General features: G+C 63.3%; 25 protein-coding genes and 1 pseudogene. 14 read left to right on the forward strand and 12 right to left on the reverse strand.

The genetic code is table 11. The features are described 5' to 3' along the window. Window positions 1–79: 79 nt before the first annotated feature. The 3 genes from BQ8482_RS16570 (at window position 80) to BQ8482_RS16580 (ending at window position 1903) form a co-directional block, all read left to right on the forward strand. Entirely contained in the window at window positions 80–631 is a 552-nt protein-coding gene (locus BQ8482_RS16570; RefSeq protein WP_123148654.1) for a carboxymuconolactone decarboxylase family protein, read from the forward strand. Between the two features lie 156 nt (window positions 632–787). Further along, window positions 788–1258: a nuclear transport factor 2 family protein gene (locus BQ8482_RS16575; protein ID WP_123148630.1), complete on the forward strand. Its 471-nt coding sequence runs from the start codon at window positions 788–790 to the stop codon at window positions 1256–1258. A 12-nt stretch (window positions 1259–1270) separates the two neighbouring features. After that, the gene (locus BQ8482_RS16580) at window positions 1271–1903 is read left to right on the forward strand and encodes a pyridoxamine 5'-phosphate oxidase family protein (RefSeq protein ID WP_123148631.1); all 633 of its coding nucleotides are present in this window, start codon (window positions 1271–1273) and stop codon (window positions 1901–1903) included. 24 nt (window positions 1904–1927) lie between these two features. Here BQ8482_RS16580 and BQ8482_RS16585 read toward each other — a convergent pair whose 3' ends face one another. From BQ8482_RS16585 to ftsE, 3 genes are all read right to left on the reverse strand, one after another. Next, complete coding sequence (locus BQ8482_RS16585) at window positions 1928–2650, reverse strand: YdcF family protein (RefSeq protein ID WP_123148632.1); 723 nt, start codon at window positions 2648–2650, stop codon at window positions 1928–1930. 78 nt (window positions 2651–2728) lie between these two features. Then, window positions 2729–3718 carry a cell division protein FtsX gene (locus BQ8482_RS16590; protein ID WP_123148633.1) on the reverse strand — a complete coding sequence of 330 codons (990 nt, stop codon included), beginning with the start codon at window positions 3716–3718 and terminating at the stop codon, window positions 2729–2731. Then, window positions 3711–4370: a cell division ATP-binding protein FtsE gene (gene ftsE, locus BQ8482_RS16595; RefSeq protein ID WP_010911739.1), complete on the reverse strand. Its 660-nt coding sequence runs from the start codon at window positions 4368–4370 to the stop codon at window positions 3711–3713. Before ftsE ends, BQ8482_RS16590 begins: the two co-directional genes overlap by 8 nt. Window positions 4371–4562: 192 nt before the next feature. Here ftsE and BQ8482_RS16600 point away from each other — a divergent pair, with 192 nt between their 5' ends. The 3 genes from BQ8482_RS16600 (at window position 4563) to BQ8482_RS16610 (ending at window position 6515) form a co-directional block, all read left to right on the forward strand. Then, window positions 4563–5204 carry a hypothetical protein gene (locus BQ8482_RS16600; protein ID WP_123148634.1) on the forward strand — a complete coding sequence of 214 codons (642 nt, stop codon included), beginning with the start codon at window positions 4563–4565 and terminating at the stop codon, window positions 5202–5204. A gap of 26 nt (window positions 5205–5230) precedes the next feature. Then, entirely contained in the window at window positions 5231–5773 is a 543-nt protein-coding gene (hpt, locus tag BQ8482_RS16605; RefSeq protein ID WP_123148635.1) for a hypoxanthine phosphoribosyltransferase, read from the forward strand. 370 nt (window positions 5774–6143) lie between these two features. After that, complete coding sequence (locus tag BQ8482_RS16610; protein ID WP_123148636.1) at window positions 6144–6515, forward strand: response regulator; 372 nt, start codon at window positions 6144–6146, stop codon at window positions 6513–6515. A gap of 121 nt (window positions 6516–6636) precedes the next feature. On the opposite strand, the gene BQ8482_RS16615 is transcribed toward BQ8482_RS16610, so the two are convergent. Then, the gene (locus BQ8482_RS16615) at window positions 6637–7587 is read right to left on the reverse strand and encodes a DMT family transporter (protein WP_123148655.1); all 951 of its coding nucleotides are present in this window, start codon (window positions 7585–7587) and stop codon (window positions 6637–6639) included. A 280-nt stretch (window positions 7588–7867) separates the two neighbouring features. On the opposite strand from BQ8482_RS16615, the gene BQ8482_RS16620 reads away from it, so the two are divergent. Next, a complete protein-coding gene (locus tag BQ8482_RS16620; protein ID WP_123148637.1) occupies window positions 7868–8725 on the forward strand; it encodes a LysR family transcriptional regulator in 858 nt (285 codons plus the stop codon). 12 nt (window positions 8726–8737) lie between these two features. On the opposite strand, the gene BQ8482_RS16625 is transcribed toward BQ8482_RS16620, so the two are convergent. Both BQ8482_RS16625 and BQ8482_RS16630 read right to left on the reverse strand, forming a co-directional pair. Further along, window positions 8738–11386 (reverse strand): TIGR02302 family protein, encoded by a 2649-nt coding sequence (locus BQ8482_RS16625; protein ID WP_123148638.1) that lies wholly within the window; start codon window positions 11384–11386, stop codon window positions 8738–8740. A gap of 173 nt (window positions 11387–11559) precedes the next feature. Further along, entirely contained in the window at window positions 11560–12501 is a 942-nt protein-coding gene (locus BQ8482_RS16630) for a threonine/serine dehydratase (protein WP_123148639.1), read from the reverse strand. 50 nt (window positions 12502–12551) lie between these two features. On the opposite strand from BQ8482_RS16630, the gene BQ8482_RS16635 reads away from it, so the two are divergent. Further along, window positions 12552–12854: an ArsR/SmtB family transcription factor gene (locus BQ8482_RS16635; RefSeq protein ID WP_077372890.1), complete on the forward strand. Its 303-nt coding sequence runs from the start codon at window positions 12552–12554 to the stop codon at window positions 12852–12854. Window positions 12855–12929: 75 nt separating this feature from the next. Here BQ8482_RS16635 and lysA read toward each other — a convergent pair whose 3' ends face one another. The 3 genes from lysA to argH form a co-directional block, all read right to left on the reverse strand. Next, window positions 12930–14198, reverse strand: a complete 1269-nt coding sequence (lysA, locus tag BQ8482_RS16640) for a diaminopimelate decarboxylase (protein WP_123148640.1) — start codon at window positions 14196–14198, stop codon at window positions 12930–12932. Between the two features lie 52 nt (window positions 14199–14250). Then, window positions 14251–14457, reverse strand: a complete 207-nt coding sequence (locus BQ8482_RS16645; RefSeq protein WP_095493413.1) for a lipoprotein — start codon at window positions 14455–14457, stop codon at window positions 14251–14253. A 228-nt stretch (window positions 14458–14685) separates the two neighbouring features. Then, window positions 14686–16086, reverse strand: a complete 1401-nt coding sequence (gene argH / locus BQ8482_RS16650; protein WP_123148641.1) for an argininosuccinate lyase — start codon at window positions 16084–16086, stop codon at window positions 14686–14688. 34 nt (window positions 16087–16120) lie between these two features. Here argH and tlpA point away from each other — a divergent pair, with 34 nt between their 5' ends. The 5 genes from tlpA to BQ8482_RS16675 all read left to right on the forward strand — a co-directional run bounded on the left by tlpA (window position 16121) and on the right by BQ8482_RS16675 (window position 21360). After that, window positions 16121–16807, forward strand: a complete 687-nt coding sequence (gene tlpA / locus BQ8482_RS16655; RefSeq protein ID WP_123148642.1) for a thiol:disulfide interchange protein TlpA — start codon at window positions 16121–16123, stop codon at window positions 16805–16807. Window positions 16808–17150: 343 nt separating this feature from the next. Next, entirely contained in the window at window positions 17151–18461 is a 1311-nt protein-coding gene (ugpB, locus tag BQ8482_RS16660) for a sn-glycerol-3-phosphate ABC transporter substrate-binding protein UgpB (RefSeq protein ID WP_123148643.1), read from the forward strand. A gap of 82 nt (window positions 18462–18543) precedes the next feature. Further along, entirely contained in the window at window positions 18544–19428 is an 885-nt protein-coding gene (ugpA, locus tag BQ8482_RS16665) for a sn-glycerol-3-phosphate ABC transporter permease UgpA (RefSeq protein ID WP_123148644.1), read from the forward strand. 8 nt (window positions 19429–19436) lie between these two features. Continuing rightward, entirely contained in the window at window positions 19437–20285 is an 849-nt protein-coding gene (gene ugpE / locus BQ8482_RS16670; protein WP_123148645.1) for a sn-glycerol-3-phosphate ABC transporter permease UgpE, read from the forward strand. 7 nt (window positions 20286–20292) lie between these two features. Then, window positions 20293–21360 carry a sn-glycerol-3-phosphate import ATP-binding protein UgpC gene (locus tag BQ8482_RS16675; protein WP_123148646.1) on the forward strand — a complete coding sequence of 356 codons (1068 nt, stop codon included), beginning with the start codon at window positions 20293–20295 and terminating at the stop codon, window positions 21358–21360. A gap of 48 nt (window positions 21361–21408) precedes the next feature. Here the strand turns inward: BQ8482_RS16675 and BQ8482_RS16680 are convergent, their stop codons facing one another. From BQ8482_RS16680 to BQ8482_RS16690, 3 genes are all read right to left on the reverse strand, one after another. Continuing rightward, window positions 21409–22491, reverse strand: coding sequence for an ABC transporter ATP-binding protein (locus BQ8482_RS16680; protein ID WP_123148647.1), 1083 nt, complete (start codon window positions 22489–22491; stop codon window positions 21409–21411). Next, entirely contained in the window at window positions 22488–24074 is a 1587-nt protein-coding gene (locus tag BQ8482_RS16685) for an ABC transporter permease (protein WP_165848599.1), read from the reverse strand. The genes BQ8482_RS16680 and BQ8482_RS16685 overlap by 4 nt, the downstream gene beginning before the upstream one ends. A gap of 177 nt (window positions 24075–24251) precedes the next feature. Beyond that, on the reverse strand, window positions 24252–25259 hold the full coding sequence (locus BQ8482_RS16690; RefSeq protein WP_123148657.1) for an iron ABC transporter substrate-binding protein: 1008 nt from the start codon (window positions 25257–25259) through the stop codon (window positions 24252–24254). 206 nt (window positions 25260–25465) lie between these two features. Between BQ8482_RS16690 and BQ8482_RS16695 the strand changes: the two are divergent. Beyond that, a pseudogene (locus BQ8482_RS16695) lies at window positions 25466–25705 on the forward strand (sigma factor); the annotation flags it as partial.

Below are 25705 nucleotides of genomic sequence, written 5' to 3' on the forward strand. Positions count from 1 at the left end.
TTGCGAATATCACATCTAAATCCAAAAGATGGAAGGGGCCATGTTTGGCGGCGAAGCTGATCAATGGGAAGGAATGCCGATGCCCCGTATCCCTACGCCCGCGTCCATAGAGGCCGCGCCTGCTGCGTCGCAGCCGATATTGCATGCCGTCGAGAAGCAACTCGGCGTCGTCCCAAACCTCTTCAGGCTCGTTTCCAATAGCCCGGCTGCGCTGGAAGGCTATCTCGCTCTGTCCGGAGCGCTTGCCAAGGGCCGCCTTCCCGCGCCGACGCGCGAGCGCATCGCTCTGGCGGTCGCCGAGATCAATGGCTGCAGCTACTGCCTTTCCGCCCACACCTATCTCGGCAAGAACCTCGCCAAGCTTGACGATGCCGAGATGGTCGCCAATCGCGGCGGCGGGTCCAACGACCCCAAGGCCGCCGCAGCGGTGCGTTTCGCCGCCAAGATTGCGCGCGACCGCGGCCATATCGGTGACGAGGATCTCAGCGCCGTCAGGCTCGCAGGCTACGACGATGCGCAGATCATCGAGATCGTCCAGCATGTCGCTCTCAATGTCTGGACCAACTATGTCAATGAGGTTGCCAGGACGGAGATCGACTTTCCCGTCGTTTCTGTCCGCAGGGCAGCCTGAACTCAGCGACCGGTGTGTCATCGGTCGTGGCGTTAGAGCATCGGACCCAAAAGTGGGTACCGGTTTTGGGAAAATCCGATGCTAAAACAAAAAGATAGAGCGGCGGCACGGTTCGACTTGAAAGTTCACCGCTCTAGCCCATCGCAAGGAGTTCGCATGTCTGAAAGCCGCCCGCCGCTCCCGCCATTCACCGCCGAGACCGCCGCACAAAAGGCACGCATGGCGGAGGATGCCTGGAACTCCCGTGATCCGGCACGGGTCGCGCTTGCGTACACAATCGACAGTCGCTGGCGCAACCGGGCCGAGTTCCTGCAAGGGCGCGACGCCATCCAGACCTTCCTCACACGCAAATGGGATCGCGAACGCGACTACCGGCTCATCAAGGAGGTCTGGGCCTTCCGCGACAACCGTATCGCGGTGCGGTTCGCTTATGAATGGCACGACGACAGCGGCTCGTGGTTTCGCAGCTACGGCAACGAGAACTGGGAGTTCGATGAACATGGATTGATGCGCTTGCGCATCGCTAGCATCAACGACCTGCCGATCCGCGAGGCCGACCGCAAATATCATTGGCCGCTCGGCCGCCGGCCGGACGATCATCCCTCTCTGACGGAACTCGGCCTTTGAAGGAGGCTTTCCATGAATGCTCACGTCTTCACCAGCGATGTCGCCTTTACGCCAACCGTCAAGGCGATCCAGACCCGCAAAGGCTCACGTGATGCCTATGCGCGTGTCGAGGAGCGTGGCGGCTGGCAAGCCGATATCACGCCCGATCTCGCCGCCTTCATCGAGGCGCAGACCAGCGTCTTCCTGTCGACGGCCAATGGTGAGGGCCAGCCTTATATCCAGCATCGCGGCGGGCCGGCCGGCTTCCTCAAGGTGCTCGACGAGCGGACGATCGGCTTCACGGATTTCTCCGGCAACAGGCAATTCATCACCCAGGGCAATCTGGACGACAACCCCCGCGCATTCCTGTTCCTGATCGACTATGCGCACCGGCAGCGCATCAAGATCTGGGGCAGCGCGCGTGTCGTCGAGGACGATGCCGAACTGATGGCGAAGCTGATGCCGGAAGGCTATAAGGCGCACCCAGAGCAAATCATCCTGTTCACGGTTTCGGCCTGGGATTCCAATTGCCCGCAGCACATTCCACAACGTTTCGAAGCGGCCGATGTGGCGGCGGCGCTGGCCGAGAGGGACAAGCGTATCGAATGGCTCGAACAGGAGAACGCGCGTCTGCGTGACGCCTCAAGCGCCACGGTCAAGGAATGATGCCGCTGCCGGTTCCAGATCGGCTCAGTTCGGCGCAGCAGCCTCGGCCAGCGCGACGCCGGTTGGCGTTGGCTTTACCGGCACGATGCCGCGCGCCAGCGCCAGCAGATATTTGTTGTATTCGGTGAACAGCACGCGCAGCGCCCTCGGCTTGGTCAGCCAGCCGCCATTGCCGAGATTGCTGTTGACCACTGGATAGGGCTCGAGCTTGGCCTTGTGCAGCAGCCGGCCCATTTCCAGCAGGCTGCGCGGCATGTGATAGTTGTTGGTGACGAGGATCACGGTGCCATAGGCGTGGTCTTCCACCCACTTGGCACTTTCCTCGGCATTGCCGATCGTATCGAGCGCGGCGCGGTCGATATCGACGCAGCAGGAAAACAATTTCTTGTCGCCGCGGGTCGCGACCTGAAGCTGGCGGCGGCTGGCGGAAGGATGCACGCCGCTGATCAGCAGCCGCTCGCCCTTGCCGGATGCCAGCAGACCCATAGCGGCGTCGAGACGCGAATGGCCGCCGGTCAGCACGATGATGGCATCGGCTTTTGCCGGATTAGTAGGCGTCGCGAGACGGCTGACGGTGTTGGCGAACCAGCCGAAGCCGCCGGCAAACAGCGTTGCCAGCACGAGCAGAAAGAACGCGGAGATGCGCAACGCGCCCGCCAATCGGCTAGGCTTGGCGCGCTCGCGGGAACGCGTAATCACCAAGGGCAACTGTCCAGCCATTCCGGTCGAGTCGCGCGCGTCCATCATCTTTATCGTTAACCCCGAAATGCGGCGTTTAGTAGGTGAAAAAGCACACATTACGTTACGTTAATTCTCTATTCGTGATCACCCCGCGTCCGGTTGGCGGACATCGATGTCGCTGAGATAGGTGACGACGGTGGCATGGGAGGTTGCCGCCGTCAGCGCACCGATGACCAGCACCATGAGGACAACGCCGAGATAGCCCGCCGAACCGATGGCGAAATTGCCGAACAAGGCGGTCGCCTGATCTGCCTCAGGCGTTGCCATGTTGCGCGACGACCACCATGAGAAGACGATGAAGACGAGCACCGCCGCCGCACCCCCGGCGGCTGCACCCTTCATGCCGGTGACCAGAAAGTGGTGGCGGAATTCGCGCGCGATGAAGCGCGCTTCGGCGCCGACGAAATGCAGCACCTCGATGATGTGGCCGTTGCCGGCCATGGCGCCGCGCGTCGCGAACACCACGGTCAGCACGGTTGCCGACAGCATCAGCGCCAGCACGGCGATGCCGATGGTCACCGTGGTGCGGGCCATAGCCACCAGCCGGTCGACCCAGGTGCGATGGTCGTCAAGCGCTGCACTGGGCAGCTTCGGCGTGATCGCGGCGCGCATTGCGGCGAAGTCGGGCGGGTTGTTCTCGTCTATGGTGACGATGATCAGGCGCGGCACCGGCAGGTCGTCGATGTTGAGACCCGAGCCAAGCCACGGCTCCAGTAGCCGCGCCGTGGCATCGCGGTCGACGATCCTGGCGCTCTTCACGCCAGGAAATTCGCCAGCGATCTGCGAGGCCTGGGCAAGTGCTGCCTCCATGTCGAGGCCGTCTACTGGCTTGATCTGGATCGTCGCCTCGCGTGAGATCTGGTTCTCCCAGACCGAGGCGGTGTCGCGCACCAGCGTCACCGCGCCGAAGGTCAGGCAGGAGAGGAACGTCATGATGGCGATGACCAGGACCAGAGCCCGGCCGGCGATGTTCTGCGCCGGCACGATCGGCGCCATCTTGCGCTGAACGCGCTGCGTCGTCGCAGCCTTCCCGGCGTGCTGGTCTTCGACATGCTGAACGGAATGGTCAGTCATAGATATCCAGCCTTCCGCCGGCCAGGATCATGCGCCGTGCGTCGACCTGTTCCATCAGGCCGAGGTCGTGCGTTGCGATCACCACCGCGGTGCCCAGTCGGTTGAGTTCGATGAACAGCCGCAACAGGCGCCGCGCCAGCGGCGGATCGACATTGCCGGTCGGCTCGTCGGCAAGCAGGATCTCGGGCTGCTCGATCAGCGCCCTGGCAATTGCGGCACGCTGTTTCTCGCCACCCGACAGCACCGGCGGCAGCACATGCATACGCTCGCCAAGGCCGACCCATTTCAAGAGCTCAGTCACGTCGGTGCGGTAGCTCGCCTCCTCGCGACCGCGCACGCGCAGCGGTAAGGCCACGTTCTCGTAGGTCGTCATGTGGTCGAGCAGGCGAAAGTCCTGGAACACGACGCCGATGCGCCGCCGCAGATGCGGCAGCTCGGTGCGCGAGATGCGCGAGCGGTCCTTGCCGAAGATGGTGATCAGTCCGCGCGTCGGCTTGAGCGACATGAACAAAAGCCGCAGCAGCGTCGTCTTGCCGGCGCCCGAAGGGCCGCTCAGGAACTGGAAGGAGCGCTCCGGTATGTGCAAGGAAATGTCGCGGAGGATTTCCGGACCCATGCCATAGCGGAGGCCGACATTTTCGAAGCGGATCACGTTCGACGACCTGAAACTTGCGGCGGCGACGAGCCAGCCTTCTCTGAGAAAAGACCATCGGCCGGCATGGTTAACCGGCGGTTAATGCTGAGGTTTTTTGGGCGCGTCACAGGGGTACCGATGGGGAAGCGTTAACCATTTCCGTTTACGCAAAAGAAACGAAGAGCGAACAAGTGCCGTAGTGCTGGGGCCATGATGGCTGAGGATCGAACCGCGCGCCCGGTTTCCGGCGAAATCATGACCGACACGGCCGCCGCGCCGGAACGCATCATGCGTGATCCGGCCGACGACATCGTCGATGCCGACTACGAGGTGCTGCCGCGCCGCACCGCCAGCATAGACCCTTCACCGCCGCTTTCGCGCGTAATCGCCACGCCATCGATCGAAGGCATGGACATGCTGCGCAAACCCAAAGCCGCGATGGAACGGCTGCGGGCGCGCGGCGGGCCGATCTTCTGGATCGCCGGCCTCAGTGCGGCGTTTGCAGCCTTCTGGATCTCGGGCGGGCACGCGCTGGTGCGCCAGGCGCCGCTTCTTCTTGCGGCACAGGAAACGGGCGCTGCACTCACCATTTCAGGCGTTACGTCGCGTATCGATGCGTCCGGGCCGGAACCTGTCCTGTTCGTTGGTGGCGAGGCCGCGAATGACGGCGCCAGTCCGTCGCCATTGCCGCCGCTGGAAATCCGGGTCACCGGCAATGACAGGCGCACAACCCGCTATACGCTGGAGACATTCAACCGTTCGCTGGCGCCCGGCGAAAGATTTGGCTTTTCGAGCCGGCTCGACATGCCTAGAAACGGGGTCAGGACCGTCTCGGTCACCTTCGCCAACTAGGGCGATCATTTCTGGAAAGGCTGCCAATGCCAGTCGTGCGCGGCAAGGATATCGAGGTTCTGTTTTCGGCGTCGGCGATTGCCCGCCGCAATTTGGAGCTCGCCAAGGAGATTGCCGGACACGACTATCAGGACCTTCTGGTGATTTCGGTGCTGAAAGGATCGTTCATTTTCGCTGCCGATCTCATCCGCGCCATGCACGATGTCGGCCTGTCGCCCGAGGTCGAATTCATCTTCATCTCCAGCTACGGCGCCGGCACCACCAGCGGCGAGGTTAGGGTGCTGCGCGACATCGACAACGAGGTCGCCGGCCGCGACGTACTGTTGATCGACGACATCCTCGAATCCGGCAAGACGCTGTCCTTCACCCGCGACCTGATGCTGTCGCGTGGCGCCAAAAGCTGCGCCATCGCCGTGCTGCTCGACAAGCGCATGCGGCGCCAGACCGCGCTCATCGCCGACTATGTCGGCTTCGACTGCCCCGACTATTTCGTCGTCGGCTACGGCATGGATGTCGCCCACGCCTTTCGCGAACTGCCGTTTGTGGGCGTCGTCAAGGGCGACGCCTAGGGTGTGCTGATATTCAGGGTGAGGCCGGCCTGCAAACAGCGGATTCCTGCGCTTACTACAGCGCCGCGCGCCTTCTTGGGCGCGCAAAGGACGCTGTAGAACTCTGATTTTGCGCATGACCTTTCCGAAATCAAATTCGATTTCGAAATCATGCGCGGGCTCACGTACCAAAAGTACGCTCCGCTCCGGTTCTCGGAAGCCGCTGTTTTCGACTCGGCCTGACCTGAATCTCAACACACCTTGGTGCTCGATCCGTGCGCTGGGCTTGAAATCGCTGTATGCAATTCTTCGATGCGGCGCGCTCCGGATTTTCTCCCTGACTGCGGTTGCGGTTCAGAAAAAGTCAACTTTTCCACGGCAACATTCCGCTATGGCAAAGCTCCTGATCGTCGAGGACGATGAATCCGTCCGCACCCTCGCCGCCCGCGCGCTCGAACGCGCCGGGCATATGATCGACATCGCCGCCGACGGCGCGCAAGGGCTTGCCCTGATCCGCGCAGCACGTGGCGGCTACGACCTTGTCGTCTCCGATATCCGCATGCCGGCGATGGACGGCATCCAAATGGCCAAGGCGGCGGCGTCGCTTTTCCCGGCGATGAAGATCTTGCTGATGACCGGCTATGCCGACCAGCGCGAACGCGCCGAGGAATTGAACGGCGTCATTGTGGATGTCGTGCAGAAGCCGTTCACGCTGGCCGAAATCCGCGCGCGTGTCGAACAGGCGCTCGCCTGTTTTGCCTAAAGCGCGTCGCGTCTGAAGGGATTCATGCGACGCTTTAAGTTCTTGTTTTTATGCATGTCGTCGTCCCAAAACCGCTGCGCACTTTTGGGCGACATGCATTAGAATCCAAGCCTAATCGCGGTCAGGCGGGATCGCAGGTCGCCGCGATTGCCGGCCCGCTGCTCCGGCGCCGGCTGGCATGGAGCGCGAACAGACCGGCGCCGATGATGAGGACGGCGCCGACGACGGTGGTCGATCGCGGCACTTCGGCAAAGAACAGGAAACCCCACAGCGGCGACCAGATGATGCCGGTGTATTCGAAGGTGGCGACGCTGTTGGCGGGCGCCAGCCGGTAGGCCTGCGACAACAGGATCATCCCGGCCGAAGCGACCAAGCCGCAGGCGGCCATCGTCAGAAGATCGATCGGCGTCGGCCAGATCCATGGCCTGACCAGGAATTCGAGGCTCGGATGCGTGGCGTGAGCTATTCCTGCCAGCCAGAACAGCCCGGCGACCGCTGCAGCGCCCAGGAGATAGACGCCGTTTTGATAGAACGCCATGACCGTGGATGATTCGGTGTCACCGATCTTGCGGGCCATCAACTGCGAAAAGCCGTACAGAACCGCCGAGGCCAGCGACAGCAGCGCCGCCCAGTCGAACAGCCCGGCACCGGGCCGCAGCATCACCAGCACGCCCAGCATTCCGACCATGACGGTGACCAGCGTCTGCCACGCCACCCGTTCGCCGAGATAAGGCCCGGCAAGCGCCATGATGAACAGCGGTGCCATGAAATAGAGCGCCACCGCGTCGGCAAGCGGCAGGGCGGCGATCGCCAGGTAGTAGACCGTGTAGGAGGTGAACAGGATGAAGGCGCGCATCGTCAGCATGCGAAACCGCTTCGAAAAGATCGCGCTGAGCCCGACATCGGCATGAACAAGCACGAGAAGAATGGGCAGGGCGACGATTGAGCGGATCGCCATCACCTCGGTCACCGGATAAGTGCTCGATACGGCCTTGATCAGCGGGTCCTGGAGCGAGAACACCAGAACGCCGAGGCAAAGGCTTGCCATGCCGAAAACGATCCGGTTCTGCATGTCGTTCAGCGGCTCCTTGCGTGTGCGGCCCGAGAGCCGGGCCTGGTAATTTTTGGTGATGCATGTCGCTGTCCCAAAACCGCTGCGCACTTTTGGGCGACATGCATCAAAAAGAACCCGCCACCGTTTCGGGCAGCGGGTACGAGTGAGGACTCTAGATTGGTCCGCGGCCGATTTCGCAGCCGCATATCCAATGGGTGAGGTGACTATTATCTGCCGTTTGACATGTTGCAAACGAATTGGAATGATGCCAGCAATCATATTTTCTTATGGCGGACAAATGAAGCCCACGCTCGACAGCGATCTGCTGCGCACCTTCGTCGCGGTTGCCGACACCGGCAATTTCACCAAGGCAGCGGAGCAGGCCGGCCGTACCCAATCGGCGGTTTCGATGCAGATGAAGAAGCTCGAAGATGTGGTCGGCGACAGCCTGTTCGAGCGTGGCTCGCGTGGTGTGGCGCTGACGCGCCGCGGCGGCGAACTCATCGTCAACGCCCGCCGGATCGTATCGCTGCTGGACGAGACGGCGGCATCGATGGTCGCGGCGCCGCTTGGCGGGCCGGTGCGCATCGGCATCCCGGAGGAATATGGCCACGCGATCCTGTCGCGCGCGCTCGGCGCCTTTGCCAAGCGCCATCCTCAGGTCGACATCACCGTCCGCTACGCGCATTCCGGTGCGCAGATCGCGGCGCTCGCCGCCGGCGAACTCGATCTGGCGGTGGTGTTCGAATGGCAGGATCTCTCCGGCGGTGAGGTGCTGATGCATGACCCGACCGTGTGGGTGACGTCGGAGCTGCATCACATGCATGAGGAGCGGCCGGTGCCGATCGCACTCTACAACCGTGCCGGCTGGTGCAAGGATTTCGCGATCAAGTCGCTGGAGCAGCGCGGCCTCGCCTATCGTGTCGCTTATACCAGCGACACCAATGGCGGCCTGCGGCTCGCCGTCACCTCCGGGCTGGCGATCGCGCCGATCTCGCGCAGCAACATCCCGGCCGGCTGCCGCGAACTTACGGCCGCCGATGGGTTCGGCGACATCGATTCCTCGAACGTGGTGCTGCGCCGCAATCCGAACGCTTCCGGCGAGGCCATCGACGGCATGGAGGAGGCGATCCGCGAGGCGTTCACCAACCGCTAGAGCAGGGCGGCTTTATTTCAGCTCCAGCAGCCGCTCCAGATAGCTGCGCTCGATGTCGGGGCTGAGCGCGTTGCCGAGCCGCTTGCGGATCGCTTCGAGGATCTGGCGGGCGCGCTGCACGTCGATTTCGTCCGGGACCTTCACCGAATCGCCGAAATCGGGACCTTCGGTAGCGCGCGGCCGGCCGAGCGGATCGCGGTCGGCGTTCTGCTGGCGGCCGCCCCGCTCGCCTTCGCCCTCGTCGCCCTGCATGGCCTGCAATTGCTTCATCATGTCCTTGGCGCCCTTGCGCAACGCTTCCAGCGCGCGGCCCTGGTGACCGACGGCCTGGTCGCCATCGCTGTCGCCAAGCGCCTGCTCGGCATTGCCCATGGATTTGCCGGCCTCGCCAAACCCTTCGTTGGGCTCGAGACCCATGCCTTCGAGGCCTTTTCTCAGCTGCTCGAGGTCGCCTTGCAGCTTGCCCTGGCCTTCCTGCAACCGCTTCAGCGCGTCGGCGAATTCCTGCGGCGTCATCGGCTTCGGCCGGCCGAGCGGATCACGGTCTTCACCTGGGCCGGGCTGCTCGCCCTGTTCGCCCATTTGGCCCTGCTCACCGTTCTCGCCGAGCTGCTCTTCGCGATTCTGCCCGCGCTGTTGCTGGCCGCGCTGCATCTGGTCCAAGCGGAAGGTCTCGTTCATCATCTCCTGCTGGCGCCGCATGATCTCGCCGAGCTTGTCCATCTGCTGGCGCATTTCGCTGTTCTGCTGGCCGCCCTGCTGCTGACGTCCGGCCTGCAGATTGTTCATCATGTCCTGCAGTTGCGAAAGCAATTGCTGCGCGCTGTCGCGGTCGCCTGATTTCGCCAGGTTTTCGATCTGGTCCATCATGCGTTCGATGTCGCTCTGGCGCAGTTCCTGGCCGTTCTGCTGCATCTGCGGCGCGTTCGGATTCTGCTGTGCACGCTGGGCGAATTCCTGCAGGAACTGGTTCATCGCCTCGCGCAGTTCCTTCATCGCCTTGTCGATTTCCTCGTCGCTGGCGCCGTTCTTGATCGCGTCCTGCAGCGCCTGCTGCGCCTGGCGCAGCCGCCGCTCGGCTTCCGAAAGATTGCCTTCCTCGATGCCGAGCGCGATCTCCCACAGATAGGCGACCTCGTCGCGCAACTTGTCGTCGTTGTCGGCCATCTTCAAACGGGTGCGGGCGCTCATGATGGCGAGGTAGTGCGCCATGTTGTCGAACGTGTCTTCGGGCCTGAGCGTGATCGCGTCCATCAGGTCGAGCACGCGGCTCTTGGCGTTGGCGTCGAGCGCCAGCACGCGGCGCTGCTCGATCACGGCCCTCGCCAGCGGGTTGGAGAAAGGCCGCTCCGGCATCACCAGCGTCTTGGTTTCGCTGGTTGCCGTATGTCCGGCGTCGTCGGTGGCGACAAGCCTGAGCTCGATGTTGCCGCCGGCCCAGACATGCTCGGTCAGGTCCTTGGTGGTCTTGGCGGCATTCCCCTTGGCGCCGCGGCGCGGCAGCGTCAGCGGCATTTCGGGCGGGCCATAGAGCGGATGCGCATTCGGCGCCGGCGGGTCGGCCAATACGAAATCCGCCTTGGCGGAGGCCGCGCCATAGTCGTCGTCGATCTGGTAGTTGAGTTCGAAGGAGCCATTGACGGCGCGTTTCGGCTCGCCGACGAAGCGGATCTGCGGCGGCTTGTCAGGGATCACCGCGAAGGCCCAGTTGCCGAGTTCGTCATTGCCCGAGTTCAGCGTCAGCGTGCCGTTGGCGGTCAGCTTTCCGGTGAACTGGCGCACCGTGGAGGGCGTTGCCGTGGAGGGCGTTGCCGCCGCCGGCTTGGCCGCGTCGGCCTGCTGACCGGCCGGCTCGATGGTGCGAGCGTTGCCGTCGGCGTCGGCGTAGCTCAGCGTTTCCTCGCCGGAACCGCCGGTGACGCGCAGCGACACATCGCTGCCTTCCGGAACAGTGAAGGTGGGCGCAGCCTGATTGCCATTGTCGGCGAGGGCTGGGTTGGCGAGGGCTGGGGACGTGAGGAAGACCGGCGGCCTGCCGGTGTAGGCCGGCGGCGTCACCCAGGCGTCGATGCGCGGCGGCACGGCGTCCCGCGCCGCGTGGGCACTGAACCCGTCTGCGATGCGGCCGCCCGACGGTCCGAACGAGAAGGCAAAGGCGGTGACCAACAAAAGCGCAGCCACGGCGCGCAGCCCCCACGGGTCGCGCTCCGGCACCCGGGTGCGCGGCAGGTCGCCACCGAGGTTGCCGAGTTTTTCGGCCATGCGTTTCTGGTGCTCGCGCCACAGCGCTTGCGAAAATATGCTTTCCCTGCCGCTCGGCCGGTCGGTCTGCACCAGCACCGGGCTGTGCAGCAACTGGTTGGCCGCCTCGATGCGCCGGTCGATCTCGGCGCTGGTCGGCACCCGGAAGAAACGCAGGGGATAGAGCGCGGCAAGGGCTGCGATGCCGAACACTGCCATGAGGCCCATGCGCGCCACGTCGGGCAGCAGAAGGAAGAGGCCGAGCCACGAGACGCTGAGGAACAGGCTGGCGACAATGAGCAGCGGCAGCAGCAACGGCCAGCCACGCTCGACCGTCATCGAGACCCGCGTCGCCAGCCGGCTCAGGGCAAGGCGCCCGGCCAGGCTGCGATCGCTGGTGGAGGTGGGTCGTTGCGTCATCGGCCCTTCCTGTTCGGGCGGGATAACCCGAACCTCACAAATCTATCGCACCGGCCCGAAAATCGGATGCGAAGGACTCAAAGTTTTAGATGCACGTCACTCGAAGCATATCAACAAACACGGCGAAGGCGAGGCGGTTCCCGAAAACGTGAACGATACTGCCTCCATTATCGTCAGAATTTAGTCGGATTGGCGTTTGCACCGCAGACCAGCACGGCAACACGCTCGCCCGCAGCCGGCGCGTAACGGCCGGACAGGAGCGCTGCGAAGGCGGCGGCGCCACCCGGCTCGGAGATGATTCGCACCCGGTCCCAAAGCGCCGCCTGCGCGGCGATGATCTCGTTGTCGCTGACCAGTATGGAACGCTCGACGAAGGCTTCGGCGATTGGAAACATCATTTCGCCGACGCGCTTCGGCGCCAGCGAATCGGCGGCGATGCCCTCAGTCGGCGCATCGACAGGCTGGCCGGCCTCGAAGGCGCGATAGAGCGTCGGTGCACCCTCGGGCTCAACGGCGATGATCCTGATGCGGCCGGCAAACCAGGCGGCGATGCCGCCGATCAGGCCGCCGCCACCGACGGCGACCAGCAGCGTGTCGAGCTCCGGCAGGTCAGCCTCGATCTCGAGGCCGAGCGTGCCTTGCCCGACCAGCGTTTCCTCCTGGTTGAAGGCGTGGATCTGCAGCGCGCCCGACTTTTCCGCGAAGCCTTCGCTGGCGGCCAGTGCCTCGGCATAGCGCGCGCCGCCGACAATCAGCTCGGCGCCGTAGCCGCGGATGCGTTCCAGCTTGGCCGGCGGGCTCACTTCGGGAACGAAGATCGTCGCCTTGTGGCCGAGCCGCATGGCGGCATAGGCGACCGCGGCACCATGATTGCCGCCGGATGCGGCGACGACGCCGGCCGCGGGAACCGGCCGTTCGAGAAGATTGGTGAACGCGCCGCGCGCCTTGAACGAGCCGGAATGCTGCAGACATTCGAGCTTCAGGTCGACGGCAAGAGGCGGACGGCCGAAATCGGCCATGTCGACGCGCAGCACCGGCGTGTGGCGCACGAATGGCCGGATGCGCGGCTCCATTGCGGCGATGCGTTCGCGTGTGATCCTATTGCCGTTCAGCATGGTCTGCTCCCGAGGGTTGACATCACTTAGTAACTTAGCAAAATGGCTAAATGCAAGAGGTTGATGTCTTCAAGGCGATTGCCAACGAGCGCAGGCTGCAAATCCTCGATTGGCTGAAGGATCCGCGCGCGCATTTTTCGCCGCAGACGGATGGCGATCTGGTCGAGGACGGCGTCTGCGCGCTGCTGATCGCCGAAAAGCTTGGCATCACCCAGGCGACGCTCAGCGAGCATATGCGAGTGCTGACCCAGGCGGGCCTTCTGCGCAGCAAACGCATCAAGCAGTGGACATTCTATCGCCGCGACGAGGGCAGGATCGCCGAGACCAGGGCGCTGATTCAGCACCGGCTGTAGCGCTGCAGACGATCTATTCTTGTTTGACCATGATCTTTTCCGAAAACCGGTTCCCACTTTTTCGGGATCATGGGTCTATTCCAGCCAATCAGGCAGCGAATCCAGCCCGATTAGCTCGTCATAAGTCTGGCGCGGGCGCACGACATGGAAACGGTCGCCGTCGACCAGCACTTCGGGCACCAACAGGCGGGTGTTGTAGGTACCGGCCTGCACCGCGCCATAGGCGCCGGCGGTGGCGACGGCGATCAGGTCGCCGGCCTTGAGCCGCGGCAGGTCGCGGTCGAGGCCGAGATAATCGCCGGTCTCGCAGACCGGGCCGACGACGTCGACCGTCATGCGCGGCGCCACGGCCGGCTGCTGCACCACCGGCTTGATGTTATGGAAGGCGTCGTAGAGCGTCGGCCGGATCAGATCGTTCATCGCGGCGTCGACGACCAGGAAGTTCTTGGCGTCGCCCTCCTTCACGAAGATCACTTGCGAGACGAGGACACCGGCATTGCCGACGATCAGCCGGCCCGGCTCGAACATCACCTTCAGCCCGAGCTTGGCGACGTGCTTCCTGACGATCTGGGCATAAGCGTCCGGCAAGGGAGGCGGGCTGTTGTCGACGCGGTAGGGAATGCCGAGGCCGCCGCCGAGATCGATATGCTCGATGGCGTGCCCGTCGGCACGAAGCACACCGACCAGTTCCACCAGCAGCGCGAAGGCGTCGTCGAAGGGCTGCAATTCGGTGATCTGGCTGCCGATATGGGTGTCGATACCGGTGACCTTGATGCCAGGCAGTTCAGCCGCGCGGGCATAGACCTGGCGCGCCTTCTGCCAGGGAATGCCGAACTTGTTCTCGGCCCTGCCGGTGGAGATCTTCTTGTGGGTCTTGGCATCGACATCCGGGTTGATGCGCAGCGAGATCGGCGCGACCTTGCCCAGCGCCGCGGCGCGGGCCGACAGCAATTCAAGTTCCGGCTCGGATTCGACGTTGAAGCAGAGAATGCCGGCCGAGAGCGCAAAATCCATTTCGCGCGCGGTCTTGCCGACGCCGGAAAACAGGATCTTGTTGGCCGGAATGCCGGCGGCCAGCGCGCGGCGCAGTTCGCCTTCCGAGACCACGTCGGCGCCGGCGCCGAGCCTGCCCAGGATTTTTAGCACCGCCTGGTTGGAATTCGCCTTCATGGCGTAGCAGACCAGCGCGTCGAGCCCGGCAAAGGCCTGCGCAAACACGCGGAAATGCCTGGTCAGCGTCGCCGTCGAATAACAATAGAACGGTGTGCCGACGCTTGCGGCGATATCTGATATCGCCACGTCCTCGGCATGCAGCACGCCGTCGCGGTAGTCGAAATGGTTCACAAGAGCGGTTCCGGAAGTTGGAGCACGATGAGATCGGCCGATCTCATCGGCTCTAGATCAACGGGTCGAGAATGAACTTCTTGTCCTTGACCGGTTTTTCCGGCTCGGGCGGCACGGGCTGCTCGGCCTTTTGTGCGTCCTTGCGCGCCTGCACGGCCGCCTCATAGGGCGTCTCGAGCCCGGCTTTCCTGCCGCAGGCCGTTACGGTTGCCAGCGCCGCCAGCAGCGCGAGCGTCACCAAAATCCTGCTTGCGGTCATCGATCCATCCGTCCGAAACTTTTGCCCGCCGCTTTTAGCCGAGTTTTTCTGGCATTGCACCTAGTGTGGTGGATTTGAAGTTCCTGTCATTGATGGCATTCGCGTTAAGGAACTTCAAATCCAAAACCACACTAGAATTCATCAATTAACTCGTGCGGCTTTTGAATCCGAAATTCGCTCGCCGCGCTGCTCCAACGTGATGCGAATTTCGGATTCGCCGCACGAGCATCACGCCTTGGTAATGTGCTTTTTCCAGTATCGGATCTGCTTCCTCACTTCCGACGGCGCGGTGCCGCCGAAGCTCGTGCGGCTCTTCACCGAGTTCTGCACGGCAAGCACGGAAAACACGTCCGCCGTGATGCCGGGGTGAATGGACTGCAAGTCTTCCAGCGGCAGCCTGTCGAGCCCGATCTTCTTCTCTTCGGCCAGCGCCACCGCGCGGCCGGTGACATGATGCGCCTCGCGGAACGGCAGGCCGAGGGTGCGCACCAGCCAGTCGGCGAGATCGGTCGCGGTCGCATAGCCTGACCCGGCGGCCTTCTTCATGGCGGCAGCGTTCACCGTCATGTCGCGCACCATGCCGGTCATCGCCGCCAGCATCAGGTCAAGCGTCTCGGCGGCGTCGAACACGGATTCCTTGTCCTCCTGCATGTCCTTGCCATAGGTCAGCGGCATGCCCTTCATCACCGTCAGCAGACCGACCAGATGGCCAGTGACGCGGCCGGTCTTGCCGCGCACCAGTTCGGCGGCGTCGGGGTTCTTTTTCTGCGGCATGATCGAGGAGCCGGTAGAGAATGAGTCCGACAGCCTGACGAAGCCGAATTGCGGCGTCGACCAGATGATGATCTCTTCGGCCAGCCGCGACAGATGCGTCGCGCAGATTGCCGCCAGCCCTAAGAATTCAAGCGCGAAATCGCGGTCCGAAACGCTGTCCAGGGAATTGCGCATCGGCTCGCGGAAGCCGAGCGCCTTGGCCGTCTTGTGCCGGTCGATCGGAAAGCTGGTGCCGGCAAGGGCGGCGGCACCGAGCGGGCTTTCGTCCATCCGTTCGATGGCGTCGCGAACACGCGACAGGTCGCGCGAAAACATCTCGACATAGGCCATGCAGTGGTGGCCGAAGGTCACCGGCTGCGCCGCCTGCATATGGGTGAAGCCAGGCATCACAGTTGCCGCATGCTCCTCGGCCCGTTCTAGGAACGCCGTGATCAGGCCCTTCAGGGCCCCGGCGACGCGAAAGCACTCGTCCTTGACCCACAGTCTAAGATCGACCGCCACCTGGTCGTTGCGCGAACGGGCGGTGTGCAGGCGGCCGGCGGCCGGCCCGATCAGTTCCGCAAGGCGAGCCTCGACATTCATGTGGATGTCTTCCAGCCTGGTCGAGAACTCGAACGTGCCGGCTTCGATCTCTGCCAGGATCGTGTTCAGCCCGTGAGCGATTTTTTCTTGATCGGCCGCCGAAATAATGCCCGTTTGCGCCAGCATCTCGCTATGGGCGATCGAGCCTCTGATATCCTGCGCGTAGAGCTTGCGGTCGAACGAGATCGACGCGTTGATGGCTTCCATGATCGCGGCCGGACCCGAGGCAAAACGTCCGCCCCACATCTGGTTGCTGGCCTTCTTGTCGCTCATCGCTATAACCCGTGCTCCGGAGCAGTTTTTAAAAATGGCAGACGGCAATCAATTTTTTCCGGCCCCGCGCCTCATCCTCGCCGCTTTGGTGGCGGGCGTGCTGGCCGGCGCGGTCGCGGTATATGTCAGCGAGAGCGGTTCTGGCAACAACGCGCCCGCTCAAGTCGCCGTTGACGACAGCAAGGACGATGTCGCCTGCGCCGCCAAGGCTGACCGCGCCAAGACGGTCGCGGCGGCTGCCACCGGCCAGGTTGCCGCACTCTTGCCGGCCGATCCGCCGCAATCGCTGAAAAGCCTTGCCTTCAACGACCCTGGCGGCAAGCCGATGACGCTCGCCGACCATGCCGGCAAGACGGTGCTGCTCAATCTGTGGGCGACATGGTGCGCGCCGTGCCGCGCCGAAATGCCGGCGCTCGACGCGCTGCAGAAAGAAATGGGCAGCGACGCCTTCGAGGTCGTCGCGGTCAATGTCGATGCCGGCGACGACACCAAGCCGAAGAAGTTCCTCAAGGAAATCGGCGTCGAGGCGCTCGGCTATTACCGTGATTCGACGATGGCGCTGTTCAACGATCTCAAGACGCGCGGCCTGGCGCTCGGCCTGCCGGTCACCATGCTGATCGACGGTGAAGGCTGCCTGATCGCTCACATGAACGGCCCTGCCGAGTGGTCGAGCCCGGATGCCAAGCGGCTGGTCGAGACGGCGCTCGGCAAGTCCGACTAATGCATGTCGCGCACAAGCATGCCCTCGGGCCTGACCCAGGGCCTGACCCGAGGGTGCGCAGTGCGATAACGACATGCATTAAAACAAGAACCTAAAGCGCGTCGCATCCATTCAAATGCGACGCGCTTTAGGCGCCGGCGATTGCCGGTCACCGTCGCCTTTGTTCGAACAGTAAGCCGGCTTGGCAATTCCTTTCCATCGACTATCATTCGGAAGCGTGCGCCACTTTAAGTGGAGATCGAGTTCATCGATCCGCAACAAATCCGTTGTCCAATTGTCACGAGCGGCACATATTGCCTTTGCGAGAGTGCCCTTTCGCCAATGACAAAACGGGAGATGAAACATGAAGTTCTTCGGCTTCGCGGCCGGTGTTGCCGCCACCTTGACCCTGCTTTCCACCACCTCCGCCTTCGCCGTCACGCAGATCAGCTGGTGGCACGCCATGACCGGTGCCAACGCCGAGGTCGTCGACAAGATCTCCAAGGATTTCAACGCCAGTCAGAGCGACTATGAGCTGGTTCCGGTGTTCAAGGGCACCTACCCCGAGACGCTGAATGCCGGCATCGCTGCCTTCCGCGCCGGACAGGCGCCAGATATCCTCCAGGTGTTCGATGTCGGCACCGGCGTGATGATGGCGGCCGAGGGTGCGATCAAGCCGGTGGCCGAGGTGATGACAGGTGCCGGGATGATCTTCGACAAGAGCCAGTATCTGCCCGGCATCGTCGGCTATTATTCGAAGCCGGACGGCACCATGCTGTCCTTCCCCTACAACTCCTCCTCGCCGATCCTCTACTACAGCAAGGACATCTTCCAGAAGGCGGGCCTCGACGTGAACAACCCGCCCAAGACCTGGAACGAGGTGTGGGAAGCTGCCAAGAAGATCAAGACGAGCGGCGCCGCCTCATGCGGCTATACCTCGACCTGGCTGACCTGGATCCATCTGGAGAATTTCGCGGCATGGAATGACGTGTCGTGGGCCACCCAGCAGAACGGTCTGGCCGGCGGTGATGTCGAACTCAAGATCAACGCGCCGATTTTCGTCAACCACTTCCAGGCGCTCGCAGACCTCGCCAAGGACGGCACCTTCAAATATGGCGGGCGCACGTCCGAAGCCAAGCAGATCTTCCTTGCTGGCGAATGCGGCATCTTCACCGAATCCTCGGGCGGTCTCGGCGACATCGTCAAGTCCGGCATGAACTATGGCATCGGCCAGCTTCCCTACGATACCGACGCCAAGGGCGCACCGCAGAACACCACGCCGGGCGGTGCCAGCCTGTGGGTGTTCGGCAACAAGTCGGACGAGCAATATAAGGGCGTCGCGGCCTTCTTCGCCTACCTGTCCAAGACCGATGTGCAGGAATATCTGCACCAGAAGTCGGGATACCTGCCGGTGACGCTCGCTGCGTACGAGGCGACCAAGAAATCAGGATTCTATGACAAGAACCCCGGCCGCGAGACGCCCATCCTGCAGATGACGGGCAAGGCGCCGACCGACAACTCGAAGGGCGTGCGCCTGCCGAATCTGCCGCAGGTGCGCGATATCCAGAACGAGGAGTTGGAGAAGATGCTGGCCGGCCAGCAAACCGCTCAGCAGGCGCTTGACAACGCGGTCACGCGCGGCAACGCCGCGATCAAGGAAGCGCTAGAGAACTGACGAGATTATCTCGGTTGGTCGATTGGAATATCGCCCACGCGAGCTCGCGTGGGCGACCCCTGGATAGCGAGGGAAAATCAGCCTGTCTCCACGCATCGTCTTTCCCAACAAGATCCTGCCCTTCCTGCTGGTGGCGCCACAACTCGCCATAACACTGGTTTTCTTCTACTGGCCGGCCGGTCAGGCGCTTTACCAGTCGATGCTCAGACAGGACCCGTTCGGGCTGAGGACCAAGTTCGTCTGGTTCGCCAATTTCCGCAAAGTGCTGGCCGATCCGGCCTACCTCAACTCGATCAAGGTCACGGTGGTGTTTTCGCTTGCGACGGCGATCGTTGCCATGGGTGTGGCCCTCTTGCTTGCGGTCATGGCCGAGAAGGCAGTGCGCGGCAAAGGCCTCTACCGCACACTGTTGATATGGCCTTACGCCGTGGCGCCGGCGATTGCCGGCATGCTGTGGCTTTTTCTGTTCAATCCTTCGATCGGCTCGTTGGCCTATTTGCTGAGAAGCCTCGGCATCGCCTGGGATCCGCTGCTCAACGGCACCCACGCCATGATCCTGCTGGTATCGGCGGCTGCCTGGAAGCAGATCAGCTACAATTTCCTGTTCTTCGTCGCCGGCCTGCAGGCGGTGCCGAAAACGCTGATCGAGGCGGCGGCCATGGATGGCGCCGGTGAGACCAAGCGCTTCTGGACTATCGTCTTCCCGCTGCTCGCGCCGACGACCTTTTTCCTGCTGGTCGTCAACACGGTCTATGCCCTGTTCGACACTTTCGGCATCGTTCATGCCGTCACCGGCGGCGGGCCGGGCAAGACGACCGAGACGCTGGTCTACAAGGTCTACAATGACGGCTTCGTCAATCTGATCCTGGGTGACTCGGCGGCGCAGTCGGTCATCCTGATGGCCATCGTCATCGCGCTTACCGCCATCCAGTTCCGCTACGTGGAACGCAAAGTCCATTACGGTTGAGGTCAGCGATGATCGGCCAAGCCCCGCTCCGCACCTTCATCGCCCATGCCGTGCTCATCTTCGGCATATTGATCGTGGCTTTTCCGATCTACTACACCTTCGTTGCCTCGACACACACGCTGCAAACCATCCTCAGGCCGCCACTGCCGCTCTTGCCCGGCGGCCAGCTATGGAACAATTACAGCGAGGCGCTGTTCGGCGGCATTGGCCGCATCGGCGGCGTCAGCGTCGGCCAACTGCTCCTCAACACCACGATCATGGCGTTTGGCGTTGCGGTGGGAAAGATCTTCATCTCGATCCTGTCGGCCTATGCGATCGTGTTCTTCCGCTTTCCGCTGCGCATGACCTTCTTCTGGCTGATCTTCATCACCTTGATGCTTCCCGTGGAGGTGCGCATCCTGCCGACCTACAAGGTGATGGTCGATCTCGGCATGATCGACACCTATGCCGGCCTGATCATCCCGCTGATCGCCTCGGCCACCGCGACGCTGCTGTTCCGCCAGTTCTTCATGACCATACCGGGCGAATTGGTCGAGGCGGCGCGTGTCGACGGCGCCGGGCCATGGCGCTTCTTCTTCGATATTCTCTTGCCGTTGTCGCGCACCAACATCGCGGCGCTGTTCGTGATCCTCTTCATCTATGGCTGGACGCAGTATCTCTGGCCGCTGCTTGTCACCAACAGCAACGATATGAACACCATCGTCATCGCACTGAGAAAGATGGTTTCCTTCGCCGATGCCGACACCGAATGGCACCTGGTCATGGTCACGGCGATGCTGGCCATCGTGCCGCCGATCCTGGTGGTAGTGCTGATGCAACGCTGGTTCGTGCGCGGCCTGGTCGAATCCGAAAAGTGAGAAGCCGATGGCGACCGTCGATCTGAAGGATGTGAAGAAGGTCTATCCCGGCGGCGTCGAAGCCGTGAAGGGCGTTTCCATCGCCATTCCCGACAAGGAGCTTTGCGTGCTGGTCGGTCCATCGGGCTGCGGCAAGTCCACCCTTCTCAGAATGATCGCCGGGTTGGAGACCATTTCTGCCGGTACGGTCGCCATCGACGGCGAGGTGGTCAACGCCATCGGCCCGACCGAGCGCGACATCGCCATGGTGTTCCAGAACTATGCGCTCTACCCGCATATGAAGGTCTACGACAACATGGCCTATGGCCTGCGCAACCGCGGCACGCCGAAGGACGAGATCGACAGCAGGGTGCGCTCGACCGCCAAGGTGCTGGAGCTCTCGGCGCTGCTCGACCGGCGCCCGCGCGAGCTTTCCGGCGGCCAGCGCCAGCGTGTTGCCATGGGCCGCGCCATCGTGCGCAATCCGAAAGTCTTCCTGTTCGACGAGCCGCTCAGCAATCTCGATGCCAAATTGCGCGGCCAGATGCGGGTCGAGATCAAGAATTTGCAGCGCAAGCTTGGCGTCACCTCGGTCTATGTCACCCACGACCAGTTCGAGGCGATGACGCTGGCCGACATCCTTGTTGTCATGAACGCCGGACTGGTCGAGCAAACGGGTGCGCCGCTCGACATCTACGAAAAGCCGGCCTCGATCTTCGTTGCTTCCTTCATCGGCGCACCGCCGATGAATCTTCTGGCGCTGACCGGAAGTTCCTCAGGCCCGATATTGGCTGACGGCACAGCGATCGACTTCGCGGCTCGCGAAACACCAGCAGTGACACTGGGTTTTCGCCCTGAAGATGCCGACGTCACCTTCAACGCTGAGGCGCTGCCCGGTGCGCTCGTCCTGCCGGCGACAGTCGAGGCAGTCGAGCCGGTCGGTGCCGAAAGCTTTCTTCACTGCGCCGCAGGCGGCAGCCGTATCGTCGTGCGCGTGTCAGGGCGCGCCGCCGCAAAGCCTGGCGACCAGTTGCGTGTCGTCGCCAGGGCCGAAAAGCTGCATTGGTTCGATCAGGCCGGAAAACGGGTCGATTGAAGCCAGCCTGTCGTCCTGGCCAGCGGACCGCGAGCGGCGCAAGACCGTTCAGGCAAACACATGCGCCTTGCCCGACACCGTCAGCCGGACGATTTCGCCAACCACCGGTGTGTCCATGCCCGGCTTGCGCAGGATCAATGGCGTGTTGCCGATCGCGGCTGCGTCCGGCGGATCGGGACTGTTCAAGAGCCGCACCGCGATGGTGCACATCGAACCGGCGAATTCGGATTCCGTCACTTCGCCGAACAGCATGTCCGGCGTGCCCGACATGCCTTCGCGCGATGTCCGTTTCAACAGCACCTGTTCCGGCCGCAGCATGATGCGGACGACATCGCGCCGTTCGGTGCTGTCGACGGCGATGCGGCCGAGCGGCGAGCTGGCGAAACCGTCCGCGATCTTGGCCGGCAGGATGATGGCATCGCCGAGGAATTCGGCGACCATCCTGTCCTTCGGCTTGAGATAGAGCTCGCGCGGCGTGCCGACCTGCGAAAATACCCCGTCACGCATCACCGCGACCTGGCTGGCAAAGGACAGCGCCTCGGCCTGGTCGTGGGTGACCAGGATCGTGGTGATGCCGGCGGTCTCCAGAAGCTCGGCCACCGCCTTGCGCATAGAGGCGCGCAGACCGGTGTCGAGCGCCGAGAACGGTTCGTCGAGCAGCATCAGCCGCGGCTTCATGGCCATGGCGCGGGCCAGCGCCACACGCTGCTGCTGGCCGCCGGAGAGCTCGTGCGGCCGCCGTTTCAGGATCGCCTTGTCGAGCCCGACGATATAGGCGAGTTCGACGATGCGCTCGGTGCGCTTGTCCTCGTGATTTCGCATGCCGAAGCCGATATTGGCGGCGATGCTCAGATGCGGGAACAGGGCGCCGTCCTGCGCCACCACGCCGATGCCCCGCCGATATGCGGGCACGGCGGCGCCGCCATTGGCCAGCACCTCGCCGTCGAGCACGATGCGGCCCTGGTCCGGCGCCTCAAAGCCGGCGATCAGCCGCAGCAAGGTCGTCTTGCCGCAGCCGGACGGCCCGACGATTGCGGTGCGGCTGCCGCTGTCCACGCTGAGATCGACACCGGCCAGTGCAGCCACCGGGCCGTAGTGCTTGTGCACATCGGTGAGTTCGAGGAAGCTCATCGCCCGGCCATCCGCTTCGACTGGACGTAGAGCAGCCAGGTCAGCGGCAGCGACATCGCCACCATGATAAGGGCGTAAGGTGCGGCGGAGGCATAGTCGATCTCGCCGCTGTGGGCCCAGAAGGCCATCGCCAGCGTACGGGTGCCGTTGGGCGCCAGCATCTGCGTTGCAGTCAATTCGTTCATGATGCCGAGCGCCACCAGCGCCATGCCCGCCGCGGCTCCCGGCGCCGACAGACGGATTGTCGTCGACCACAGCGCTTTGAGCGGTGATCGGCCAAGGCTGGCGGCGGCGCGTTCGAGCTCGACCGGCGCCTGCGCGATCGACGCCCGCAGGCTGATCAGGGCGCGCGGCAGGAACATCAGCGCATAGGCAACGAGGATCGTGAACAGGGTCTGGTAGAGCGGCAGAGCGATCCGCACGGTGATGGTGACCAGCGCCAGCGCCACGACGACGCCGGGCAGCGAGCCGACGATGTAGTTGCAGCCCTCCAGAAGCCGCTGCAGCGGCACCGGCGCGCGGATCGAGATCCAGGCCATCGGCATGGCGGCGATGGTGGCGAGCAGGGCACCGGCGAGCGCCAGGAACAGGGTCTGGCCGAGCGCCAGGCCGATCTCATCGAGGCGCCAGACATCGGCACCGCCGGCCACAAGCCAGCGGCTGATGGTGACGAACGGCACGCCCAGCGCCAGCAGGGTGGTGACGACCGGCAGAGCCAAGCACGGGATCGTGGCGCGGCCGAGCCTTGTGCGTTGCTGCTGCCGCGCAGCGCCCGAGCCGACTCGGGCATAGCGCTCCTCGCCGCGCACCAGCACTTCGATCCCGAGCAGCACGAAACAGCACGTCACCAGCACCGCAGCCAGCATGTTGGCGGCGGGGCCATTGAAGGTCGACTGGAACTGGTCGACGATCGCCGTTGTGAAGGTATCGAAGCGGATGAACACGTAGAGGCCGTATTCGGCCAGGAGATGCAGGCCGATCAGCAGCGAGCCGCCGCAGATGGCGAGCCTGAGCTGCGGCAGCACCACCCGCCGGAACACGCGCCACGGCCCAAGGCCGACGGCTGCTGCGGCGTCTTCGAGGGCAGGATCGAGCCGGCGCAAAGCTGCCGCCACCGGCAGATAGAGGAGCGGGAAATAGGCGACGACGGAAACCAGAACGCCGGCCCACAGGCCGTGCAGTCCCGGCACCAGGGTGATCCAGGCATAGCTGTGGACGAAGGCAGGAATGGCGAGCGGCGCCACCGACAGCCAGGCCCACAGGCGGGCACCGGGAAGACTGCTGCGTTCGGTCAGCCAGGCCAGCGCCACCGAGAGCACGATGCAGATCGGTACGGCCAGCACCACCAAAAGCAGGGTGTTGGCCAGCAGCTCGCCGACGCGCGGCCGGAACACCAGTGCCGATACGGTTTCCCAGCCGGTCTGCACGGCAATCCAGATGATGAAGGCGAGCGGCAGCAGGGAGAAAAGTGAGACCAGGATGGCGGCTAGCGAAATCCAGGATATGGGCCGCCGGCGCGTCCATTGCCCAGCGACCATGCCGGTCGGCAAGCCTGAACGTGCAAGGTCGGCCGCAGACTGCATCAGCTCAGACGCCGCGCCGCTGCCGGCCCGGTGGCGGAAACGGTCGAAGGGCCGCGAACGTGGCCAAAAACGCAGCTTGTCGTCATGGACGAATGCCACCTCGAAAAACAGAGCGCTCCTGCGGAAAGCGATTTCCCGCAGGAGCGCAGTCGGTTGCCCTTTTAGGACGAACGCCGACTAAAGCAAGCCGGCTGCCGTCATCAGATCGGTCACCTTCTTGGAGTTCAGCGTCGTCGCGTCGACCTTCGGCGCCTGCAGATCGGCCAGCGGCACCAGCGCCGGATTCGAATCCGCGCCCTTGCCGACGGCGTATTCGAAGGAATTGCCGGTCTTCAGCACGTCCTGACCACCCTTGCCGGTTACCCATTTCAGGAAGGCCTGGGCCTCCTTCGGGTGCTTGCTGGAGGCCAGCACGCCACCGCCGGAAACCGAGACGAACGCGCCCGGATCCTGGTTCTTGAAATAGTGGAGCCCGATGTTCTTGCTGTTCTCGCCGGTCTTGGCCTGGTCGCCGTAGTAGTAATAGTGATAGATCACGCCGCCTTCGACCTCGCCGGCATTGACCGCCTTCATCACCGTGCTGTTGCCTTTGTAGGCGGTGAAGTTCTCTTTCATTGCCTTCAGCCAGTCGGCCGTTGCGGCCTCACCCTTGAGCTGCACAAGGGCGCTGACGATCGCCTGGAAATCGGCGCCGGAGGGCGAAGCGGCCCAGCGTCCCTTCCAGCTCGGATCGGCGAGATCAAGCAGCGACTTGGGCAACTGCTCGGCGGTCAGCTTGGTCTTGTCGTAGACAAAGACGGTGCTGCGCGCGGCGATGCCCACCCACTTGCCGCTGGCCGGCTGGTACTCCTGCGGGACCTGCGCTTGCGTATCGGCATCGACCGGCGCGAACAGGCCGGCGGACTCGACCAGCACCATGGCGGGCGAGTTTTCCGTGAGGAACACGTCGGCCGGCGAGGCGGCGCCTTCGGCGACGATCTGGTTGGAGAAATCGCTGTCCCCGCCGTGGCGAACGGTGACCTTGATGCCGGTTTCCTTGGTGAAACCTTCAACCCAGGCATTGGTCAGGCTTTCGTGCTGGGCATTGTAGACGACGATGCCGCCGTCCTGGGCCATCGCCGGGCCGGCGATCAGGCTGATTGCAAGTGCCGTGGCACCGGCAAGGGCGGAAAGAGCATATTTCATGGACGTCATCCCTCTCGATCTCGATGGTCTTGATTTAGCAAGGCTGCACCTATCAATTCATGACCGGTGTAGTCAACATTGATGAGCTGCGTAATCGGGCGCCGGAGGTGAAACCTTCGTGATGTTCCCATATTTTGGCTTGGACATTATTTCGCCAGCACGTAACAAATCAGCGCCGAGGCGCGAATATCGGGGAGTGAACTCTTGTGACCGGCAAGGACGAAGCCGAGCTTTCCCGGCTGATGCGGGCCGCGATCGCGGGAGATGAAAAGGCTTACGCCGACTTTCTGCGCCGGACGGCTGCTCTCGTTCGAGGCTTTATCAGGCGCAAGATCGTTCAGGGCGGTGTCGATCCCGAGGATGTCGTGCAGGAAACCTTGCTGGCCATTCATGTGAAACGGCATACCTGGCGCCAGGATTTGGCTGTGCTGCCCTGGGTCTACGCC

The sequence above is a fragment of the Mesorhizobium delmotii genome (genome assembly GCF_900149755.1).
In the GTDB taxonomy this organism is placed as follows: Bacteria; Pseudomonadota; Alphaproteobacteria; order Rhizobiales; family Rhizobiaceae; genus Mesorhizobium; species Mesorhizobium delmotii.

What these genes read in the sequence shown, in the direction of transcription:
- BQ8482_RS16570 (WP_123148654.1), top strand. Translation starts at nt 80, where the DNA reads ATGCCCCGTATCCCTACGCCCGCGTCCATAGAGGCCGCGCCTGCTGCG.
- BQ8482_RS16575 (WP_123148630.1), top strand. Translation starts at nt 788, where the DNA reads ATGTCTGAAAGCCGCCCGCCGCTCCCGCCATTCACCGCCGAGACCGCC.
- BQ8482_RS16580 (WP_123148631.1), top strand. Translation starts at nt 1,271, where the DNA reads ATGAATGCTCACGTCTTCACCAGCGATGTCGCCTTTACGCCAACCGTC.
- BQ8482_RS16585 (WP_123148632.1), bottom strand. Translation starts at nt 2,650, where the DNA reads ATGATGGACGCGCGCGACTCGACCGGAATGGCTGGACAGTTGCCCTTG.
- BQ8482_RS16590 (WP_123148633.1), bottom strand. Translation starts at nt 3,718, where the DNA reads ATGACTGACCATTCCGTTCAGCATGTCGAAGACCAGCACGCCGGGAAG.
- BQ8482_RS16600 (WP_123148634.1), top strand. Translation starts at nt 4,563, where the DNA reads ATGATGGCTGAGGATCGAACCGCGCGCCCGGTTTCCGGCGAAATCATG.
- hpt (WP_123148635.1), top strand. Translation starts at nt 5,231, where the DNA reads ATGCCAGTCGTGCGCGGCAAGGATATCGAGGTTCTGTTTTCGGCGTCG.
- BQ8482_RS16610 (WP_123148636.1), top strand. Translation starts at nt 6,144, where the DNA reads ATGGCAAAGCTCCTGATCGTCGAGGACGATGAATCCGTCCGCACCCTC.
- BQ8482_RS16615 (WP_123148655.1), bottom strand. Translation starts at nt 7,587, where the DNA reads ATGCAGAACCGGATCGTTTTCGGCATGGCAAGCCTTTGCCTCGGCGTT.
- BQ8482_RS16620 (WP_123148637.1), top strand. Translation starts at nt 7,868, where the DNA reads ATGAAGCCCACGCTCGACAGCGATCTGCTGCGCACCTTCGTCGCGGTT.
- BQ8482_RS16625 (WP_123148638.1), bottom strand. Translation starts at nt 11,386, where the DNA reads ATGACGCAACGACCCACCTCCACCAGCGATCGCAGCCTGGCCGGGCGC.
- BQ8482_RS16630 (WP_123148639.1), bottom strand. Translation starts at nt 12,501, where the DNA reads ATGCTGAACGGCAATAGGATCACACGCGAACGCATCGCCGCAATGGAG.
- BQ8482_RS16635 (WP_077372890.1), top strand. Translation starts at nt 12,552, where the DNA reads ATGCAAGAGGTTGATGTCTTCAAGGCGATTGCCAACGAGCGCAGGCTG.
- BQ8482_RS16645 (WP_095493413.1), bottom strand. Translation starts at nt 14,457, where the DNA reads ATGACCGCAAGCAGGATTTTGGTGACGCTCGCGCTGCTGGCGGCGCTG.
- argH (WP_123148641.1), bottom strand. Translation starts at nt 16,086, where the DNA reads ATGAGCGACAAGAAGGCCAGCAACCAGATGTGGGGCGGACGTTTTGCC.
- tlpA (WP_123148642.1), top strand. Translation starts at nt 16,121, where the DNA reads ATGGCAGACGGCAATCAATTTTTTCCGGCCCCGCGCCTCATCCTCGCC.
- ugpB (WP_123148643.1), top strand. Translation starts at nt 17,151, where the DNA reads ATGAAGTTCTTCGGCTTCGCGGCCGGTGTTGCCGCCACCTTGACCCTG.
- ugpE (WP_123148645.1), top strand. Translation starts at nt 19,437, where the DNA reads ATGATCGGCCAAGCCCCGCTCCGCACCTTCATCGCCCATGCCGTGCTC.
- BQ8482_RS16675 (WP_123148646.1), top strand. Translation starts at nt 20,293, where the DNA reads ATGGCGACCGTCGATCTGAAGGATGTGAAGAAGGTCTATCCCGGCGGC.
- BQ8482_RS16680 (WP_123148647.1), bottom strand. Translation starts at nt 22,491, where the DNA reads ATGAGCTTCCTCGAACTCACCGATGTGCACAAGCACTACGGCCCGGTG.
- BQ8482_RS16685 (WP_165848599.1), bottom strand. Translation starts at nt 24,074, where the DNA reads ATGCAGTCTGCGGCCGACCTTGCACGTTCAGGCTTGCCGACCGGCATG.
- BQ8482_RS16690 (WP_123148657.1), bottom strand. Translation starts at nt 25,259, where the DNA reads ATGAAATATGCTCTTTCCGCCCTTGCCGGTGCCACGGCACTTGCAATC.